This is a genomic window from Streptomyces sp. NPDC042100, from assembly GCF_055582325.1.
Window position 1 is genome coordinate 97,594 of record NZ_JBVJDK010000005.1, and the last position, 19,088, is coordinate 116,681.

The following is a 19,088-nucleotide window of genomic DNA, read 5'->3' on the forward strand; positions in this document are numbered from 1 at the left end:
GGCGGGAGGCTAAATTGACTATTTGGTATAGATGGCAGCGAAAGTGGCCAATCGGCGGAGGGGTGGCATGGGTCACTGGTTCTCGCGCAACATCGTCGAACCCGGGAAGCTCCCCCTGTTCCTCGCGCTGATCTCCTTCGTGCTGACCTTCCTGGTCACCCGCACGGTGACGCGCCTGATCCGGGCCGGCAAGGGCCCCTTCCGCAACGTCTCCTCCGGCGGGCTGCACATCCACCACGTGGTGCCGGGCGTGATACTCACCGTCCTCGGCGGCTTCGGCGCCGTCGCCAGCGGCCGCGAGGGGGTGGGCGCGGCGGTCTTCGCGGTGCTGTTCGGGATCGGCGCCGGGCTGGTCCTAGACGAGTTCGCGCTGATCCTGCACCTCGACGACGTGTACTGGTCGGAGGACGGGCGCAAGAGCGTCGAGGTGGTCGTCCTCACCGCCGCCCTGGTGCTGCTGACCCTGGCAGGCTTCTCGCCGCTCGGCGTGGACGACATGTCGGCGGAGGAGCGCCAGGACCGGGCCTCGTTCCTGCTGACGCTCGCGGTCAACTTCCTCTTCGTGCTGGTCACGCTGGTGAAGGGCAAGCTGCGGATGGCGCTGCTCGGCACCCTGGTGCCCTTCGTCGGGATCGTCGGCGCGGTCCGGCTGGCCCGCCCCGGCTCCTGGTGGGCCCGGCACTTCTACCGGCGCCGGCACCGGGCCAGGGCCCGCTCCTGGATCCGCGGCTACCGCCACGACAAGCGCTGGACCCGGATCCGCCGCCGGGCTCAGGATCTGATCGGCGGCTTCCAGGAGCGGGTCCCGGGGCGGGGCTCCACGCCGCCGCGCTGACCGGGCCGGCGGCGCTCGCGCCACCACTGGAGGGCGATGAGCAGCAGCACCGCGGCGATCGCGGCGATGTGCTCCTTGCCGGCCAGGTTGCTCTTGATCAGCACCTCGACCACCATCGCCACGACCACCAGCGTCCCGGTCCACCGGGCCCGGTAGCGCCAGCAGATGTAGACGGCGAGGCCGACCACCGCCGCCGAGGGGCCGGTGTCCACCACCCGGGCGTCGGAGGCGGGCAGCCCGAGCGGGCTGCCCGGGCCGAGCGCGATGCCGAGCCGGGCGTAGAGCGTGCCGGCCAGGGTCGCCGCGTACGCGATGAGCAGGGTCCGGCCGCGGCCCAGGCAGATCTCGGCGATGCCGAAGACCAGCAGGATCTGCGCCAGCGCCCCCCACACCGGCAGGTTCAGCGCCGGGACGAAGAGCGAGAGCGGGGTCCGCAGCAGGGCCGTCAGCAGCGGGTCCTCGGCCCGTACCGAGCCGAGGTCCTGCACCGCCTGGTAGCCCCAGTCCTGGTTCTGGACGATCTGGAACACCGAGGTCAGGCAGACCGCGGCCAGCGTCATCGGGATCGCCCGCCAGCGGCGGGTCACCAGGGCCGTGCGGACCGTCGTGTACAGCGGCCCCCACTCGCGTATGGCGAAGTCCCGCAGCCTGCCGCGCGCCGTTCGCGCCCCTGTCACCGGCGCCCCTCCAGGTGCTTGCGGTGGAGCCACTTGGGCAGTCCGGGGGCTTCCAGGAAGCCCTCGGCGCGGCCGGCGGCGAGGCCGATGCGCAGCAGGTCGACGCTCTTTTCGAAGAGCATGAAACGGGGCTCCCAGATCGGTCGGTACTTGGCGTTGGCGCGGTACAGCGACTCGATCTGCCACCAGCGGGAGAAGAAGCTGAGCAGTGAACGCCACATGCGCAGCACGGGTCCCGCCCCGAGCTTCGAGCCGCGTTCGAAGACGGATCGGAACATCGCGAAGTTGAGCGAGACCTGAGTGATCCCGATCTCTTTCGCGCGCTGGAGCAACTCGATCACCATGAACTCCATCAGGCCGTTCTCGGAGTCCCGGTCACGGCGCATCAGGTCGAGGGAGAGGCCCTCCGGCCCCCAGGGCACGAAGGACAGCAGCGCCCGCAGCTCGCCCGACTCGTCGGAGCACTCCAGCATCACGCAGCGCCCGTCGCGCGGGTCGCCCAGCCGGCCGAGGGCCATGGAGAAGCCGCGCTCGGTGGCCCCGTCCCGCCAGTCGTCGGCCTTGTGGAGCAGCGCGTCCATCTCGTCGGCGGGGATGTCCTCGTGGCGCCGGATGCGGACGGTGTAGCCGGCCCGCTTGACCCGGTTGTAGGCCTGCCGCACGGTCCGCATGGCCCGCCCGTCGAGGGTGAACTCGTCGGTCTCCACGATCGCCTCGTCGCCCAGCTCCAGGGCGTCCAGGCCGTGCCGGGCGTAGATGGTGCCGGCCTCCTCGCTGGCGCCCATGACGGCCGGGATCCAGCCGTGCTCGCGGGCCTCCGCCAGCCAGGGCTCGATCGCCCCGGGCCAGGCCTCCGGGTCGCCGATCGGGTCGCCGGAGGCGAGCGAGACCCCGCCCACCACCCGGTAGGTGATCGCCGCCTTCTCGCTGGGCGACCAGATGACGCTCTTCTCGCGGCGCAGCGCGAAGTAGCCGAGCGAGTCCCGCTCGCCCTGCTTGTCCAGCAGCGCCCGCAGCAGCTCCTCGTCCCGCTCGGTCAGCGGGTCCACGGCCCGCCGGGAGCGGAAGGCGGCGAACAGCACGGCGAAGAGCAGCAGCGTGGACATGACGTTGATCACCACGTCCACCCAGCCCGGGGTGGTGATCGAGGGGTACGCGGAGTCGTCGCTGGCCAGCGTGATCAGCCGCATCACGCCGTACTTCCAGCGGTCCAGGAAGGTGGCGTGCCCGGCGGCGGTGTTGGTGACCGTGACCAGGAGCGCGGCGAGCAGCGAGGTCACCAGCAGCCCGCCGACCGCCACACCGGCGGCGAGCGGCGGATTGGAGCGGGCGCCCTTCGCGTAGAACTCCTTGCGGCCCAGCAGCAGGGAGACGAAGAAGGCGGCGGTCAGCGCCAGCGAGACCCAGTTCTGCGCGTGCGCGCGGATCTCGGGGAAGACCATCACCAGCGCGAAGAGCAGCAGGAAGAGCCCGCTGAGCACCAGGTTGAGGATCCAGGCGGCGCGCTTGCGGCGGCGCATGGTGATCGCGAGGAAGAGGGTGAAGACGCCGGAGGCGAAGCCCGCCGTGAGCATGTACGGGGTGAAGAGTTCGTCGATGTTGTGCCGGCGCAGGTCCTGGCCGAACGAGACCCAGACCGCGCTCAGCAGATTGACGAACGTGACGGCCCGCAGATACCAGACGGCGAACGCGGCGCTGCGCCGCGAGCGGACCGTGGTCCGGGGCGCTTCTTCGGTGGACAAGCGGACCTCTCCCATGAAAAGCGATCATATGGGGCATCGCTCCGCATGACTGACCGCCGGATACGTCCGTCCGCGCGTGGCGGTACGGGCGCATCCGGACCCGTCATCCGGCTCAGACCACCTCGTCCACCACCGGAGTGGTCTCCGGCAGCTCCGCGGCCAGCGCGGCGGCGGCCCGGACGAGGGGAAGAGCGAGCAGTGCCCCGGTTCCCTCGCCCACAGTGACGCCGTGATCGAGCAGAGGGTTGAGCGACATCCGGTCCAATGCCTTCGCCTGCGCCGGCTCCCCGCTCACCTGCCCCGCCAGCCACCAGTCCGGCGCCCGGAACGCCGCCCGCTGCGCCACCAGCGCGCAGGCCGCGCCCACCACCCCGTCCAGGATCACCGGCAGCCGCCGCACCGAGGACTGGAGCAGGAAACCGACCGTCGCCGCCAGGTCCGGCCCGCCGACCGCCGCCAGCAGCTCCAACTGGTCGCCCAGCACCGGCCGGGCCCGGCGCAGCGCGTCCCGGACCGCCGCGCACTTGCGCATCCACGCCAGGTCGTCGATCCCGGCGCCGCCCCGGCCGGTCACCACCGAGGCGTCCGTCCCGCACAGCGCCGCGATCAGCGTCGACGCCGCCGTCGTGCCGCCCACGCTCAGATCCCCGAGCACCACCAGATCGGTGCCCGAGTCGGCCTCCTCGTCGGCGACCGCGATGCCCAGCTCCAGGGCCGCCCGGGTCTCCTCCAGCGTCTGCGCGTTCTCCCTGTCGATCCGGCCCGTGCCGCGCCGCACCCGGCGCCGGGTCACCTCGGCCGGCAGCAGCTCCGGATCGCAGTCCAGGCCCGCGTCCACCACCCGCACCGGCACGCCCTGCGCCCGGGCCAGCACCGCCACCGGGCTCGACCCGTCCAGCACCGCGCGCACCAGCGCGTGCCCGCCGCCCTCGGCCCGCCCGGAGACGCCCAGCGCGGCCACCCCGTGGTCGCCCGCGAAGAGCACCACCTTGGGCTGCTCCACCGGCCGGGGCGGCACCGCGCCCTGCGCCGCCGACAGCCACTCGCCCAGTTCGTCCAGCCGCCCGAGCGCGCCGGGGCGCACGCTCAGCCGCTCCCTGCGCTCCTCGGCGTCACGCCGGATCCCCCCGTCGGGGCGCTCGATCAGATCGGAGAAGTCGTCGAGGTTCAAGGTTCGTTCCGCCTAGGGACGTCGATCGTTCGTGGCCATGGTCACAGGACGTTCGAACCCTACCCGGGCCCCCGGGAACCGCCTCCGCGGCCGCCCCGCCGCCGCCCGCTACCCCCGCAGCACCAGCGCCTGCCCCGCCACCACCAGCAGCACCTGCTCGCACTCGTCGGCGAAGGCCGCGTTCAGCCGCCCCAGCTCGTCGCGGAAGCGGCGCCCCGAGGCCGTCGCGGGCACCACCCCCGAACCCACCTCGTTGGTCACCGCCACCACCGTGCGCGGGGTCGCCCGCACCGCCGCCACCAGCTCCGCCGTCCGCGCCGCCAGCGCCTCCCGGCCGCCCGCGGCCCACCGCTCGTCGTCCCACGCCCCGACCCGGTCCATGGCGTCCGTCAGCCACAGCGACAGGCAGTCGATCAGCAGCGCCGGTCCCTCGCCGGCCAGCAGCGGCACCAGATCCGTGGTCTCGGCGGTACGCCAGGAGCCCGGCCGCCGGTCCCGGTGCAGCCCCACCCGCTGCGCCCACTCCGGGTCGCCCTCGCGGGTCCCGCCGGTCGCCACGTACAGCACCTCGGGGAAGGTCTCCAGGCGCCGCTCGGCCTCCACCGACTTCCCCGACCGGGCACCGCCCGTGACCAGCGTCCGGCGCGGCACGTCCGGCACCGCGTGGTACTCGCCCACGTACAGCGTCGTCCCGTCCGGCACCGCCCGCGCCCCCGCCGCCGCGAGCCGCCGCTCCAGCTCCGCCCCGGTGGGCGCGTCGTGGTCCAGGTGCACGGCGATCACGTCCGTGCTCGGCCCGACCGCCCCGGCCGCCCGCAGCCGGGCCAGCGCGTCCGGGCGGCCCGTCACGTCCGCGAGCACCATGTCGTACGGCGGCCGGTGGTCGTCCGGCAGCCCGGCCGCGGCCCCGCCCGGCGGCAGGTACAGCAGCCGCTCGCCCTCCGCCGAGGTCACCTCGTAACCGGTGCCCGGCGCGTCCATCGGCACCGCCCGCACCCGGTGCCCGCTGATCAGCGTCAGCTCCCGCCCGTCCGGCACCCGCCCCGCCGTCGGCAGCCCGGCCGGCAGCTCCACGGCGGGCCCGTCGTGCGGATGCGTCAGCAGCACCTGCCGCACCCCCACCAGCGAGTGCCCGGACCGGGCCGCGGCCAGCGCCGCCCCCGGGGTCAGGTCGAGCAGTAGCGCCCCGTCCACGAGCAGCGAGGTCGCCGCCCGTGCCCGCTCCCCGCGGGACAGCGCGCACACCGCGCAGGGGCAGTCGGGTCGGGGGAGTCCGAGGGGCGCGCCGGTACCGAGCAGAGTGAGTTCCACCCTGAGATTTTCCCGCGTCACCGCGAGCGGTGCGCGCCCGGCTACGCTGCGGGCAGGAAACCGATCATCCGGAGGCTGGCATGGCATGGACGTGGCGGTTCGAGAAGACCGACGGCACCGAGGTGGCACCGGCGGTGACCCCGGAGGAGTTCCCCACCCAGGGCGACGCGGAGTCCTGGATCGGTGAGAACTGGCGCGAGCTGCTCGACGGCGGCGCGGACCAGGTGACGCTCTCCGAGGACGGGGCGAAGATCTACGGCCCCATGGCGCTCGACGCCGAAGGCTAGGAAGAGGGGCGGGCCGAGAAGAGGGCGCGCGGGGTGCGGGCCCGGGGCCCGCACCCCGCGACCCGGGGCGCTCAGCCCCGTACGCCGCAGAGGTGCAGCAGTCCCGCGATGCGCCGGTACGGATCGGCCCGCCCGGCCCGGTCCTCGGCGGCCAGCAGCCGCTCCAGCTCGTCCGCGGCCGGCAGGCCCTCGTCGCCCGGGATGCCGTCGGTGAAGACCCGCACGCCGTACCAGGCGTGCAGCGGCGCCGCGATCCCGGCGAGGGTCGCGGTCAGCGCGTCCAGCCGGTCGGCCCGCACCTTGGTGCCGTTGCGGTCGGTGTAGACGTCCGAATCGAAGGCGTCGAGCGCGTCCGACCAGTCCCCGGCGAGGCCCGGCCGCATGGCCAGCGCCTCGGCGTTGCGGACCACCAGGGACAGCAGCCCGCCGGGGGCCAGCATCCGGGCCAGCCCCGCCAGCAGCGCGTCGGGCTCGTCGGCGTACATGAGCACGCCGTGGCAGAGGACGACGTCGAAGCTGCCGGGCAGGAAGTGCACCCCGGTCTCGCGCCCCTCGCCCTCGATCAGCCGGACCCGCTCGCGGATCCCGGCCGGCTCGGTCGCCAGCGACTCCCGCGCCGCCTTCAGCAGCTCGGGATCGGCCTCCAGGCCGGTCACCGTGTGCCCGGCGCGGGCCAGCCGCAGGGCCTGGGTGCCCTGCCCCATGCCGGCGTCCAGGATCCGCAGCCGCTGCCCCACCGGGTAGCGGCCGGTTATCTGCTCGTCGACCTGCCGCGCGATCAGCTCCTGGCGGACCGTGTCACGCAGTCCGCCGGGAACGACCGGCCAGTGGGCGATGACGGGCAGCCCGGGGCCTTCCGCGCTCAGGGCCGCTCTCCGCGCTTGACCTGCGGCTTCGGCAGCCGCAGGCGGCGCATCTGGAGCGTGCGCATCAGGCCGTACGCGACGGCGCCGCGCTTCGGCTCGTTCGGGAAGCGCTCGTTCAGCTGCTTGCGCAGCCGGAAGACGATGCCGATCGAGTCGATCACGATCATCACGATCACACCGGCCCACAGCAGCAGCGAGATCGTCTGCAGCTGCGGCGCCTTGCTGCCGAACAGCGACAGGACGAGGATCACCACCGCCATCGGCAGGAAGAACTCGGCGACCGCGAAGCGCGAGTCGACGAAGTCGCGCACGAAGCGCCGCACGGGACCCTTGTCGCGGGCGGGCAGATAGCGCTCGTCACCGCTGGCCAGGGCCTCGCGCTGCCGGACCATGTCGGTGCGGCGCGCCTCGCGCTGGCGCTTGGCGGCTTCCTTGCGGTCCAGCGGCGCGGACTGCGCGCGACGGCGCTGGGACTGGGCATCACTCCGCTTCGGGGTCGGGCGGCCCTTGGGGGCCTCGGGGTCGCGGGGCTGCTTGGAGAGGTCCGCCGTCACCTTCTCGGTGGGGGCCTTCTCATCCTTCGAACGGCTACGGAACACAAGGCCAAGGGTACGTGCTGCCGCGCATGGACCCCAGCGTCGGCGGGAACGATCCGCTAACGGACAGCGTCCCTGCCAGGGGACACCGGGGTTCCTCTACTCCCTGCGCGGGATGCCGGATGATCATCAGTCGTCCTTGGGGAGGAGCACATCGGGTCCCGAACAGTGCGGTAATGGAGAGAGGAACCGTACTGTGGTTTCTGTTGGAGAGCTGGAGCCCAGTCCGTCAGAAGGGGGCGCGCGAAGCCCATGAGCGGTGTCATGAAGCGTATGGGGATGATCTTCCGCGCGAAGGCAAACAAGGCCCTCGACCGGGCCGAGGATCCGCGCGAGACCCTCGATTACTCGTACCAGAAACAGCTGGAGCTGCTGCAGAAGGTGCGCCGCGGCGTCGCCGACGTGGCGACCTCCCGCAAGCGCCTCGAACTGCAGCTGAACCAGTTGCAGGGCCAGTCCGCGAAGCTGGAGGACCAGGGCCGCAAGGCGCTGGCGCTCGGCCGCGAGGACCTGGCGCGCGAGGCGCTGTCCCGGCGCGCCGCGCTGCAGCAGCAGGTCAGCGACCTGGAGGTGCAGCACCAGACGCTCCAGGGCGAGGAGGAGAAGCTCACCCTCGCCGCCCAGCGCCTGCAGGCCAAGGTCGACGCCTTCCGCACCAAGAAGGAGACCATCAAGGCGACCTACACGGCGGCCCAGGCGCAGACCCGGATCGCCGAGTCCTTCTCCGGCATCTCGGAGGAGATGAGCGACGTCGGCCTCGCGATCCAGCGGGCCGAGGACAAGACCGCCCAGCTCCAGGCACGGGCCGGCGCGATCGACGAGCTGCTCGCCTCGGGCGCGCTCGACGACCAGTCCGGTCTCGGCAAGGACGACATCCAGGCGGAGCTCGACCGGCTGTCCGGCGGCACGGACGTCGAGCTGGAGCTCCAGCGGATGAAGGCGGAGCTGGCCGGCGGTCCGTCGGCGCAGCAGCAGGCCATCGAGGGCGGCGGCGCCGCCGCCCCCCAGGACCGGACGCAGCAGTCCCACCCGCGCTTCGAGAAGTAGGGCGGCACGTCATGATCGTACGGATCATGGGGGAGGGCCAGTGGAAGCTGGCCGACAGCCACTTCGCCGAGCTCAACACGCTCGACGACGAGTTGCTGGCAGAGATGGAGTCGGGGGACGAGCCGGGCTTCCGGCGCACCCTCGGCGCCCTGCTCGACGCCGTGCGGCGGCTCGGCGAGCCACTGCCCGAGGACGCCCTCGAACCGTCCGAGCTGATCCTCCCGGCGCCCGACGCGAGCCTCGACGAGGTGCGTCGGATGCTCTCCGACGACGGTCTGATCCCGGGCTGACCGGAGGCCGGAATCCGGGCCGGGACACGCGTCCCGGCCCGCCGGCGCCGTACCGTTTCCCGCTGTGACGACCGACGCCGCCCTCCTCGCCCGCGCCCGGGCGGGCCAGCGCACCCCACCGCCCCCGGACTCCGTCCGGGGGCACCCCCCTCTCGTCTCGCTCGCCTTCGACGCGGCCCTCGCGCTGCTGGTGCTGGTGGCCATGGTCATCAGCTCCTTCACCGACCCGCACGGCCCCGACGGCCCCACCTTCGGCACCCGCGCGCCCACCCCCGAGGGCGTGGTCCTCATGGTGCTCGGCGCCGCCGCCCTGGTGCTGCGCCGCCGCCGGCCCATCCCGGTGCTGGCCGTCACCACCGTCCTCGCCCTGGTCGAACTGGTCGGCGACGCCCGGCCCGCGCCCGTCACCATGAGCGCCGTCGTCGCGCTCTACACCGTCGCCGCCCGCACCGACCGCCCCACCACCTGGCGGCTCGGCCTCGCCACCATGGGCGTGCTCACCGCCTCCGCGATGTTCTTCGGCCGCACCCCCTGGTACGCGCAGGAGAACCTGGGCGTCTTCGCCTGGACCGGGATGGCCGCGGCCGCCGGCGACGCGGTGCGCAGCCGCCGCGCCTTCGTGGACGCCATCCGGGAGCGGGCCGAACGGGCCGAGCGCACCCGCGAGGAGGAGGCCCGCCGCCGGGTCGCCGAGGAGCGGCTGCGGATCGCCCGTGACCTCCACGACGTCGTCGCCCACCACATCGCCCTGGTCAACGTGCAGGCCGGGGTCGCCGCGCACGTCATGGACAAGCGCCCCGACCAGGCCAAGGAGGCCCTCGCGCACGTCCGCGCCGCCAGCCGCTCCGCCCTGGACGAGCTGCGCGCCACGGTCGGGCTGCTGCGCCAGTCCGGCGACCCGGAGGCCCCCACCGAGCCGGTCGCGGGCCTCGCCGTCCTCGACGACCTGCTGGCCACCTTCCGCAACGCCGGGCTGCCCGTGGAGCTGGCCCGCACCGGCGCCGGCGGCGCGCTGCCCGCCGCCGTGGACCTCGCCGCGTACCGGATCGTCCAGGAGGCGCTGACCAACGTGCGCAAGCACGCCGGGCCCGAGGCCCGGGCCGAGGTCAGCGTCGTCCGGGTCGGCCGCACGGTGGAGGTCACCGTCCTGGACGACGGCCCGCCGCTGCCGCCGCCCGCCGCGCCCGGCGGCCTCTCCGCGGGCGGCGGGCACGGGCTGCTCGGGATGCGGGAGCGGGTGACCGCGCTCGGCGGCACGCTCACCGCCGAACCCCGCTACGGGGGCGGCTTCCGGGTCCAGGCGATACTGCCGGTGAACGCCGACAGCGGGGAGGAAGCGTGACCATCCGGGTACTGCTCGCCGACGACCAGGCACTGCTGCGCAGCGCCTTCAGGGTGCTGGTGGACTCCGAGCCGGACATGGAGGTGGTCGCCGAGGCCGCCGACGGGGCCCAGGCGGTCGCGCTGGCCCGCTCCGAGCGCGCCGACGTGGTCCTGATGGACATCCGGATGCCGGGCACCGACGGGCTCGCCGCCACCCGCATGATCACCGCGGACCCGGAGCTGTCCGCCGTACGGATCGTCATGCTCACCACCTTCGAGGTCGACGAGTACGTGGTGCGCTCGCTGCGCGCCGGGGCCTCCGGCTTCCTCGGCAAGGGCGCCGAACCGGAGGAGCTGCTGGGCGCCATCCGGATCGCGGCGGCCGGCGACGCCCTGCTGTCCCCGGCGGCCACCAAGGGCCTGATCGCCCGCTTCCTCGCGCAGGGCGGCGGCGCGGAGCCGGAGGACGACCCGGGCCCCGGCCGCTCCGCCCGGCTGGCGGCGCTGACCGCCCGCGAGCGCGAGGTGCTGGTCCTCGTCGCGGGCGGCCACTCCAACGACGAGATCGCCGAGCGGCTCGACGTCAGCCCGCTCACCGTCAAGACCCATGTGAACCGGACCATGGCCAAGCTGGGCGCCCGCGACCGCGCCCAACTGGTCGTCACCGCGTACGAGTCGGGCCTCGTACGTCCACGGGTGGAGTGAGACCGGGCCCCGGCGTACTCCAGACGCGGTATGCGCGGCATAAGGAATTGGGCCCGGGGGCCGAGGATCCTGTCCTTCCCATGGCCGAAGGTGTAGGCGGGCACCCCTGGCGGTGCCCGGACGGCGCTCCCCGGGGGTGGCCGGCCGCCTGCCGAGTACGCCACGGAAGTGAGACCGCATGTCCTGGCTGTCCAGATTCAGCCTCAAGCAACGGGCCCTGATCGGCCTGATGTCCCTCGTCGCCCTGCTCTTCGGGGCGATAGCGATCCCGCAGCTCAAGCAGCAGCTGTTCCCGTCGATCGAGTTCCCGATGGTCTCGGTCATCGCCCCCTACCAGGGCGCCTCTCCCGACGTGGTCGAGAAGCAGGTCGTCGAGCCGATCGAGAACTCCCTGAAGGCCGTCGACGGCGTCAAGGGCGTCACCTCGACCGCCTCCGAGGGCAGCGCGGTCATCATGGCCAGCTTCGACTACGGCGACGAGTCGACCAAGCAGCTCGTCGCCGACGTCCAGCAGGCCGTCAACCGGGTCCGCTCCCAGCTCCCCGACACGGTGGACCCGCAGGTCATCGCGGGTTCCACGGACGACATGCCGACCGTGGTCCTCGCCGTCTCCTCGGACAAGGACCCGCAGGCGCTCGCCGACCAGCTGGAGCGGACCGTCGTGCCCGCCCTGGAGGGCATCGACGGCGTCGGCCAGGTCACCGTCTCGGGCGTCCAGGACCTCCAGGTCTCCATCACCCCCGACCCGGCCAAGCTGGCCGCGGCGGGCCTGAACACCATGAAGCTGGCCGAGGCGGTCCGCAACGGCGGCGCCACCCTCCCGGCCGGCGCCTTCTCCGAGGACGGCAAGAGCCGCACCGTCCAGGTCGGCGGCGGCTTCACCTCGCTCCAGCAGATCCAGGACCTGCGGATCAAGCCCGAGCGGGGCGGCTCGGTCCGCCTCGGCGACGTGGCCGAGGTGAAGCAGGAGGAGTCCCCGCGGGTCTCCCTCACCCGCACCAACGGCAAGCCCAGCCTCGCCGTCTACGCCACCATGGACCAGGACGGCAGCGCCGTCGGCATCTCGGACGCGGTCAAGGACAAGCTGCCGAAGCTGCGCCAGGACCTCGGCTCCGGCGCCGAGCTGACCGTCGTCTCCGACCAGGGCCCGGCCGTCGCCAAGTCCATCTCCGGCCTCACCACCGAGGGCATGCTCGGCCTGGTCATGGCCGTCCTGGTGATCCTGGTCTTCCTCACCTCGATCCGCTCCACCCTGGTCACCGCGGTCTCCATCCCGCTCTCGGTCGTCCTCGCGCTCATCGTGCTGTGGACCCGCGACCTCTCCCTGAACATGCTCACCCTCGGCGCGCTCACCATCGCCATCGGCCGGGTCGTCGACGACTCGATCGTGGTCCTGGAGAACATCAAGCGGCACCTCGGGTACGGCGAGGAGCGCGAGACCGCGATCCTCACCGCGGTCCGCGAGGTGGCCGGCGCCGTCACCTCCTCCACCCTCACCACCGTCGCCGTCTTCCTGCCGATCGGCCTGACCGGCGGCATGATCGGCCAGCTCTTCGGCTCCTTCTCGCTGACCGTCACCGCGGCCCTGCTGGCCTCGCTGCTGGTCTCGCTGACGGTCGTCCCGGTCCTCTCGTACTGGTTCCTGCGCGCCCCCAAGGGCACCTCCGAGGACCAGGAGGAGGCCCGCCGCCTCGCCGAGGAGAAGGAGAACAGGAGCCGGCTCCAGCGCCTGTACGTGCCGGTGCTGCGGTTCGCCACCCGGCGCCGCCTCACCAGTGTGGGCATCGCCGTGGCGGTCCTCGTGGTCACCTTCGGCATGACCCCGCTGCTGAAGACCAACTTCTTCGACCAGGGCGAGCAGGAGGTCCTGACCGTGCGCCAGGAGCTGGCGCCCGGCACCAGCCTGAGCGCGGCCGACGAGGCCGCCAAGAAGGTCGAGAAGGTCCTCGCGGACACCGAGGGCGTCAAGGACTACCAGGTCACCGTCGGCTCCTCCGGCTTCATGGCGGCCTTCGGCGGCGGCACCGGCGCCAACCAGGCCACCTACCAGGTCGCGCTCGCGGACTCCGCCTCGTACGGGAAGGTCCACGACAGCGTCGAGGCCGCCCTCGCCAAGCTGGACGGCATCGGCGACACCACCATCTCGGCCGGCGCCGCCTTCGGCAGCCAGGACCTGAGCGTCGTCGTCAAGGCCGCCGACCCGGCCGTCCTCAAGGCCGCCGCCGACCAGGTGAAGACCGCGGTCGGGGAGCTCAAGGACGTCACCGACGTGCAGAGCGACCTCTCGCAGTCCGTCCCCCGGATCTCCGTCCGGCCCAACGCCAAGGCCGCCGACTTCGGCTTCGACGCCACCACGCTCGGCATGGTCGTCGGCCAGGCCGTGCACGGCACCCCGTCCGGCAAGGCGATCCTCGACGACACCGAGCGGGACGTCCTCATCACCTCGGCCGCGCCGGCCACCACCCTCGCCGAGCTGAAGGCGCTGCCGCTCGGCCCGGTGAAGCTCGGTGACGTCGCCACCGTCGAGCTGGTCCCGGGCCCGGTCTCCAAGACCCGGATCGACGGCGCCCGCGCGGCGACCGTCACCGCCACCCCGGTCGGCGACAACACCGGCGCGGTCAGCGCCGCCCTGCAGACCAAGCTGAAGGAGCTGAAGCTGCCGGCCGGCGCGACCGCCACCATCGGCGGCGTCTCCGAGGACCAGTCCGACGCCTTCGTCAACCTGTTCCTGGCGATGCTCGCCGCCGTCGCGATCGTCTTCATGCTGCTGGTCGCGACCTTCCGCTCGCTGATCCAGCCGCTGATCCTGCTGGTCTCCATCCCGTTCGCGGCGACCGGCGCGCTCGGCCTGCTGGTGCTCACCGGCACCGCGATGGGCGTGCCCGCGCTCATCGGCATGCTGATGCTCATCGGCATCGTGGTGACCAACGCGATCGTCCTGATCGACCTGATCAACCAGTACCGGGCGCAGGGTCTCGGCGTCGTCGAGGCGGTCGTCGAGGGCGGCCGGCACCGGCTGCGCCCGATCCTGATGACCGCCCTGGCGACGATCTTCGCCCTGCTCCCGATGGCGCTCGGCATCACCGGCCAGGGCGGCTTCATCGCCCAGCCGCTGGCCGTGGTCGTCATCGGCGGTCTGATCAGCTCGACGCTGCTCACCCTGCTGCTGGTGCCGACGCTCTACGCGATGGTGGAGCTCCGCAAGGAGCGCCGCGCCGCGAAGAAGGCGGCGAAGAAGGCGGCGAAGGCGAAGAAGCGCGACGAGGACGACGCGACGGTCAACGCCGAGCAGCCGGACGTCGGCCCGGCGGACGCGACGCTGCTGGACGCGCTGGACCTCTGACCCGGCCCGGCCGCACACGGCGAGGGGCGCCCCGCGATCACGCGGGGCGCCCCTTGGCGTTGCCGAGACGAATCGTTACGGCATGGGATACGGCATGGGTTACGGCAGCGCCAGCATCCGCTCCAGCGCCAGCTTGGCGAAGGCCTCGGTCTCCCGGTCGACCCGGATCTGGTTGACCAGCTTGCCCTCGGCCAGCGACTCCAGGGTCCACACCAGGTGCGGCAGGTCGATGCGGTTCATGGTCGAGCAGAAGCAGACCGTCTTGTCGAGGAAGACGATCTCCTTGTCCTCGGCGGCGAACCGGTTCGCCAGCCGGCGGACCAGGTTCAGCTCGGTGCCGATCGCCCACTTCGAGCCGGCCGGGGCCGCCTCCAGGGCCTTGATGATGTACTCGGTCGAGCCCACGTAGTCCGCGGCGGCGACGACCTCGTGCCTGCACTCGGGGTGGACGAGCACGTTGACGCCGGGGATCCGCGCCCGGACGTCCTCGACCGACTCCAGCGAGAAGCGCCCGTGCACCGAGCAGTGCCCGCGCCACAGGATCATCTTCGCGTTCCGCAGCTCCTCGGCGGTCAGGCCGCCGTTGGGCTTGTGCGGGTTGTAGAGCACGCAGTCGTCCAGGGACATGCCCATGTCGCGGACGGCGGTGTTGCGGCCCAGGTGCTGGTCCGGCAGGAACAGCACCTTCTCGCCCTGCTCGAAGGCCCAGTCCAGGGCCTTCTTCGCGTTGGAGGAGGTGCAGATGGTGCCGCCGTGCTTGCCGGTGAAGGCCTTGATGTCGGCGGAGGAGTTCATGTACGAGACGGGCACGACCTGCTCGGCGACGCCCGCCTCGGTCAGCACGTCCCAGCACTCCGCGACCTGCTCGGCGGTGGCCATGTCGGCCATCGAGCAGCCGGCGGCCAGGTCCGGGAGCACGACCTTCTGCTCGTCCGAGGTGAGGATGTCGGCCGACTCGGCCATGAAGTGCACACCGCAGAAGACGATGTACTCGGCCTCCGGCCGGGCGGCGGCGTCGCGGGCCAGCTTGAAGGAGTCACCGGTGACGTCGGCGAACTGGATGACCTCGTCGCGCTGGTAGTGGTGCCCGAGGACGAAGACCTTGTCCCCGAGCTTCTCCTTGGCGGCGCGGGCACGCTCCACCAGGTCCGGGTCGGAGGGCGACGGCAGGTCGCCGGGGCACTCCACGCCGCGCTCGCTCTTCGGGTCGGCCTCGCGGCCGAGGAGCAGCAGGGCGAGCGGCGTCGGCTGGACGTCCAGGGGCTGGGCGGTGGTCACGTCACGCACCCTTTCTACTTCTGCGTTGAGCCTCCGAGGTCCGCCTCGAAGGGTCTTTTCGTCTAAATGACGCTATCTATCATAACCGGTTCACGTCACTTTGACGATGGCCATAGTGTCGATGTGACGAATTCGCCGCTCCCTCTTCCGCGCCGGGTGTGCGAGCATGAAAGGGAAAGACACGCCTCGGCCCGGAATGAATCCGCGGCCCCGCCGGTTGCAACCGTCGGCAAGCAGTCTCCGTACCAAACCGGGAGAGAAGCAGATGTCCGTATCGGACGACCAGACCACTGTCAGCGACGGCATCCTCCTGTCCGACGCCGCCGCGGCGAAGGTCAAGGCCCTCCTCGACCAGGAAGGCCGTGACGACCTCGCGCTGCGCGTCGCCGTTCAGCCCGGCGGCTGCTCCGGCCTGCGCTACCAGCTCTTCTTCGACGAGCGTTCGCTCGACGGCGACGTCGTGAAGGACTTCGACGGCGTCAAGGTCGTCACCGACCGCATGAGCGCCCCCTACCTCGGCGGCGCCTCCATCGACTTCGTCGACACCATCGAGAAGCAGGGCTTCACGATCGACAACCCGAACGCCACGGGCTCCTGCGCCTGCGGCGACAGCTTCAGCTAAGCCGTAGCCGGCCGCTGAGCCACCGCGTACGAGAGGGCGGCACCCGCACCGGGTGCCGCCCTCCCGCGTCCGCGCTCAGCCCCGGGGCACCGGCTGCCCGCTCGCCGCGTCCACCACCGGACGCCCGCCCAGCGGCCGCTCCAGCGGCACCGAACGCGTGATCTCCACCGCCATCGCGACGCACACCCGGTCCGGGTCCGTCGGCCGCTCCGCGATCCGCACCAGCACCCGCTCCGACGTCTCCTCCGCCGTCACCGTGTACGTGCTGCAGACCCCGCCCCAGAAGCTCACCGTCAGCTTCCGGGCGGCCGGGTCCGCCGTGAACGAGGAGACCAGCCGGGCCGGCGCCGTCCCCGTGCCCGGCCCGGGGGAGGACGTCGCCGACGGCGCCGGAGAGCGCGCCTCCAGCGCCGTCCGCACCACCGTGTACGGGGCCGAGCCCGCCGCCCCGCGCGCCTCGAACAGCCACGCCGGCACCAGCACCTGCGCGCCGTCCGCATACTCCGCGGCCAGCCCGAACCGCGCCCCGGTCACCGTGACCACCGTCGGCTCCGCCGGACCCGCCGGACCCGCCGTGCGGCATGGCGCCGCCGGCCGCTCGCCCCGCGGCTCCGCCGCCCCCGACCGGGGCTCCGCCGCGCCGCCCGCCGGGGGATCGGTCGCGCAGCCGCCGATCCCGACCCGGCCGCTTCCCTTCGCCTCCGCGTTCAGCTCGTCCAGGGCCTGCCGCGCCCCGATCACCGGACGGGCGTCCCCCGCCACCGGCGCCCGCAGCCGCCCGCTCCCGGCCACCAGCGCGCCGTCCGGACCCACGTGCACCCCGGTCGACCAGCCGTACGTCGGCAGGCCGCCCACCACCGGGTCCGCGTTGACCACCCGCACCGAGCCGTTCATCAGCTGCCGCGCGTCCAGCTTGGCGCCGTCCTGGCCGGCCGCCTTGAGCACCGGCGCCACCGCCGCCCTCGCCGCCGCCTCGCTCACCGGAGTGCCGCCCCGAGGGGTCTCGGCCTCCCCGGGCGGCGGGCACGCCTTGCCCTTCAGACAGGTGTCGCCCACCGGGCCGCCCTGGGACCAGCTGTACGTCCAGCTCCCGGGCGCCCGCGCCGAGACGTCCAGCCGAGGCCCGGACTCGTCCCGGTCCGGGGCCAGCCGCCACACCTCGCCCACCAGGCGCGGGGTGCCCGCCAGGCCGAGCGCCTTCGCGAGCCGGGTCACCTCCGCCGCCGTGATCCGGCCCTCGGGCCGGTACACCGCCGCCTCGGCGGGCCCCCGGGGCAGGGCGCCCTCGGCCCGGTAGACCGTCCCGCCCGCACCGCCGCCCGGGTCCGGCTCGCCCGGCGCGATCCCCGGGCCGCCGTCGGCGCCCTGGGCCGGCCGAGGCACCGGCGGGGCGCCGGGCGCCACCGCCTTCGCGTCGCCGCCGGACCCGCCGGCGGCCGTGGCCGCGTAGTAGACACCCCCGCCGCCGGCCAGCAGCACCCCCGCCGCCACCGAGGCGACGAGGAGCGGGCCGCGCTTGCGGGACCGGTTCTCCGTACTGCTCACCGCACGCTCCTTCTGACAGATTCACTGACAGATTCGCTGACAGGGTCATCCGAGTCGTCCCAGGGAAGGACACCCCTGGGACGGGAGCGGTGGGCGAACGGTTCCGTCAGCCCCCGTACTCGGCGGTGGCGGCGATCAGGCGGGCCGAGGCGGCCGGCACCTCGACGCCGTGGATGAGCGCGGGGGAGACCGGAGCGGCCTGGGGAACGGCCGGGGCCGCCCAGTGCGGAGCCATCCGCGCACCGTCCCCGCACAGCTGTGCGAGGCTGAACTCGGACTCCTGGGGCTCACGGGGAGCGGGGTACTGGGTCATGGCGGCACCGTACGCAGGCCACCACTTCGGAGAAAAGCCCTACTCTGGGGTAGTTTCCGCTGTTCGGCAACGGCCCGCGCACCCGGTAGCGTGAACTGTCATTACCGTCCTTCCCGCAGGAGCGTCCAGCCGTGCGTATCGCAGTCACCGGCTCCATCGCCACCGATCACCTCATGACCTTCCCGGGCCGGTTCGCCGACCAGCTCGTGGCGGACCAGCTCCACACGGTCTCCCTGTCCTTCCTCGTGGACAACCTCGACATCCGCCGAGGCGGCGTCGGCCCCAACATCTGCTTCGGCATGGGCCAGCTCGGCGGCAAGCCGGTGCTCGTCGGCGCCGCGGGCTACGACTTCGACGAGTACCGCGCCTGGCTTGACCGCCACGGCGTCGACACCGGCTCGGTGCGCATCTCCGAGGTCCTGCACACCGCCCGGTTCGTCTGCACCACGGACAGCGACCACAACCAGATCGGCTCCTTCTACACCGGCGCCATGAGCGAGGCGCGCCTGATCGAGCTGAAGGCCGTCGCCGACCGCGTCGGCGGTCTCGACCTGGTCCTGATCGGTGCCGACGACCCCGAGGCGATGCTGCGTCACACCGAGGAGTGCCGCGACCGCGAGATCCCCTTCGCGGCCGACTTCTCGCAGCAGATCGCCCGCATGGACGGCGAGGAGATCCGCACCCTCCTCGACGGGGCCACCTACCTCTTCTCCAACGAGTACGAGAAGGGCCTCATCGAGTCCAAGACCGGCTGGACCGAGCAGGAGATCCTGGAGCGCGTCGGCCACCGCGTCACCACCCTCGGCTCCCGCGGCGTGCGCATCGAGCGCGTCGGCGAGCCGGCCATCGAGGTCGGCTGCCCGGAGGAGGACGCCAAGGTCGACCCGACCGGCGTCGGCGACGCCTTCCGCGCCGGCTTCCTCACCGGCCTGGCCTGGGGTGTCGGCCTGGAGCGCGCCGCCCAGGTCGGCTGCATGCTCGCCACCCTCGTGATCGAGACCCTGGGCACCCAGGAGTACACCCTGCGCCGCGCCAACTTCATGGACCGCTTCACCAAGGCGTACGGCGACGAGGCCGCCGCCGAGGTCCAGGCGCACCTCTCCTGACACCCGGCCCCGCCAGGCCCCCGGAAGCCCC

Annotated in this window: 18 protein-coding genes; 9 read left to right on the forward strand and 9 right to left on the reverse strand. The window is 72.9% G+C overall.

What is annotated here, in order from left to right; genetic code table 11:
• Positions 1–67: 67 nt before the first annotated feature.
• Positions 68–835, forward strand: coding sequence for a hypothetical protein (locus tag ACZ6J5_RS12860; RefSeq protein ID WP_469390694.1), 768 nt, complete (start codon positions 68–70; stop codon positions 833–835).
• On the opposite strand, the gene ACZ6J5_RS12865 is transcribed toward ACZ6J5_RS12860, so the two are convergent.
• From ACZ6J5_RS12865 to ACZ6J5_RS12880, 4 genes are all read right to left on the reverse strand, one after another.
• Positions 772–1,512 (reverse strand): hypothetical protein, encoded by a 741-nt coding sequence (locus ACZ6J5_RS12865; protein WP_469390696.1) that lies wholly within the window; start codon positions 1,510–1,512, stop codon positions 772–774. The genes ACZ6J5_RS12860 and ACZ6J5_RS12865 overlap by 64 nt on opposite strands.
• Positions 1,509–3,269, reverse strand: coding sequence for a phosphatidylglycerol lysyltransferase domain-containing protein (locus tag ACZ6J5_RS12870; RefSeq protein WP_469390698.1), 1,761 nt, complete (start codon positions 3,267–3,269; stop codon positions 1,509–1,511). The genes ACZ6J5_RS12865 and ACZ6J5_RS12870 overlap by 4 nt, the downstream gene beginning before the upstream one ends.
• Before the next feature lie 97 nt (positions 3,270–3,366).
• Positions 3,367–4,425 (reverse strand): nicotinate-nucleotide--dimethylbenzimidazole phosphoribosyltransferase, encoded by a 1,059-nt coding sequence (cobT, locus tag ACZ6J5_RS12875; protein ID WP_469390700.1) that lies wholly within the window; start codon positions 4,423–4,425, stop codon positions 3,367–3,369.
• Between the two features lie 108 nt (positions 4,426–4,533).
• Positions 4,534–5,736 (reverse strand): bifunctional adenosylcobinamide kinase/adenosylcobinamide-phosphate guanylyltransferase, encoded by a 1,203-nt coding sequence (locus tag ACZ6J5_RS12880; RefSeq protein ID WP_469390702.1) that lies wholly within the window; start codon positions 5,734–5,736, stop codon positions 4,534–4,536.
• Between the two features lie 80 nt (positions 5,737–5,816).
• Between ACZ6J5_RS12880 and ACZ6J5_RS12885 the strand changes: the two genes are divergently transcribed.
• Positions 5,817–6,023, forward strand: a complete 207-nt coding sequence (locus tag ACZ6J5_RS12885; protein ID WP_362477309.1) for a hypothetical protein — start codon at positions 5,817–5,819, stop codon at positions 6,021–6,023.
• A 71-nt stretch (positions 6,024–6,094) separates the two neighbouring features.
• Here ACZ6J5_RS12885 and ACZ6J5_RS12890 read toward each other — a convergent pair whose 3' ends face one another.
• On the reverse strand, positions 6,095–6,889 hold the full coding sequence (locus tag ACZ6J5_RS12890) for a methyltransferase domain-containing protein (protein ID WP_469391352.1): 795 nt from the start codon (positions 6,887–6,889) through the stop codon (positions 6,095–6,097).
• Positions 6,886–7,488 (reverse strand): DUF3043 domain-containing protein, encoded by a 603-nt coding sequence (locus tag ACZ6J5_RS12895; protein WP_469390704.1) that lies wholly within the window; start codon positions 7,486–7,488, stop codon positions 6,886–6,888. The genes ACZ6J5_RS12890 and ACZ6J5_RS12895 overlap by 4 nt, the downstream gene beginning before the upstream one ends.
• A 249-nt stretch (positions 7,489–7,737) precedes the next feature.
• On the opposite strand from ACZ6J5_RS12895, the gene ACZ6J5_RS12900 reads away from it, so the two are divergent.
• The 5 genes from ACZ6J5_RS12900 to ACZ6J5_RS12920 all read left to right on the forward strand — a co-directional run bounded on the left by ACZ6J5_RS12900 (position 7,738) and on the right by ACZ6J5_RS12920 (position 14,193).
• On the forward strand, positions 7,738–8,532 hold the full coding sequence (locus ACZ6J5_RS12900; protein WP_362477315.1) for a PspA/IM30 family protein: 795 nt from the start codon (positions 7,738–7,740) through the stop codon (positions 8,530–8,532).
• 11 nt (positions 8,533–8,543) lie between these two features.
• A complete protein-coding gene (gene pspAA / locus ACZ6J5_RS12905) occupies positions 8,544–8,822 on the forward strand; it encodes a PspA-associated protein PspAA (RefSeq protein ID WP_469390706.1) in 279 nt (92 codons plus the stop codon).
• A 64-nt stretch (positions 8,823–8,886) separates the two neighbouring features.
• Entirely contained in the window at positions 8,887–10,164 is a 1,278-nt protein-coding gene (locus ACZ6J5_RS12910; RefSeq protein ID WP_469390708.1) for a sensor histidine kinase, read from the forward strand.
• Entirely contained in the window at positions 10,161–10,850 is a 690-nt protein-coding gene (locus ACZ6J5_RS12915; RefSeq protein WP_469390710.1) for a response regulator, read from the forward strand. Before ACZ6J5_RS12910 ends, ACZ6J5_RS12915 begins: the two co-directional genes overlap by 4 nt.
• 178 nt (positions 10,851–11,028) lie before the next feature.
• Positions 11,029–14,193 (forward strand): efflux RND transporter permease subunit, encoded by a 3,165-nt coding sequence (locus tag ACZ6J5_RS12920; protein WP_469390712.1) that lies wholly within the window; start codon positions 11,029–11,031, stop codon positions 14,191–14,193.
• Between the two features lie 99 nt (positions 14,194–14,292).
• On the opposite strand, the gene nadA is transcribed toward ACZ6J5_RS12920, so the two are convergent.
• The gene (gene nadA / locus ACZ6J5_RS12925; protein WP_469390714.1) at positions 14,293–15,480 is read right to left on the reverse strand and encodes a quinolinate synthase NadA; all 1,188 of its coding nucleotides are present in this window, start codon (positions 15,478–15,480) and stop codon (positions 14,293–14,295) included.
• Positions 15,481–15,736: 256 nt separating this feature from the next.
• Here nadA and ACZ6J5_RS12930 point away from each other — a divergent pair, with 256 nt between their 5' ends.
• A complete protein-coding gene (locus ACZ6J5_RS12930) occupies positions 15,737–16,093 on the forward strand; it encodes a HesB/IscA family protein (RefSeq protein WP_361238410.1) in 357 nt (118 codons plus the stop codon).
• 75 nt (positions 16,094–16,168) lie between these two features.
• On the opposite strand, the gene ACZ6J5_RS12935 is transcribed toward ACZ6J5_RS12930, so the two are convergent.
• Together ACZ6J5_RS12935 and ACZ6J5_RS12940 are read right to left on the reverse strand one after the other, a co-directional pair.
• A complete protein-coding gene (locus tag ACZ6J5_RS12935) occupies positions 16,169–17,638 on the reverse strand; it encodes a hypothetical protein (protein ID WP_469390716.1) in 1,470 nt (489 codons plus the stop codon).
• 106 nt (positions 17,639–17,744) lie between these two features.
• Positions 17,745–17,951 (reverse strand): hypothetical protein, encoded by a 207-nt coding sequence (locus tag ACZ6J5_RS12940; protein WP_362477339.1) that lies wholly within the window; start codon positions 17,949–17,951, stop codon positions 17,745–17,747.
• Between the two features lie 131 nt (positions 17,952–18,082).
• Between ACZ6J5_RS12940 and ACZ6J5_RS12945 the strand changes: the two genes are divergently transcribed.
• The gene (locus ACZ6J5_RS12945) at positions 18,083–19,057 is read left to right on the forward strand and encodes a carbohydrate kinase family protein (RefSeq protein WP_469390718.1); all 975 of its coding nucleotides are present in this window, start codon (positions 18,083–18,085) and stop codon (positions 19,055–19,057) included.
• Positions 19,058–19,088: the final 31 nt, after the last annotated feature.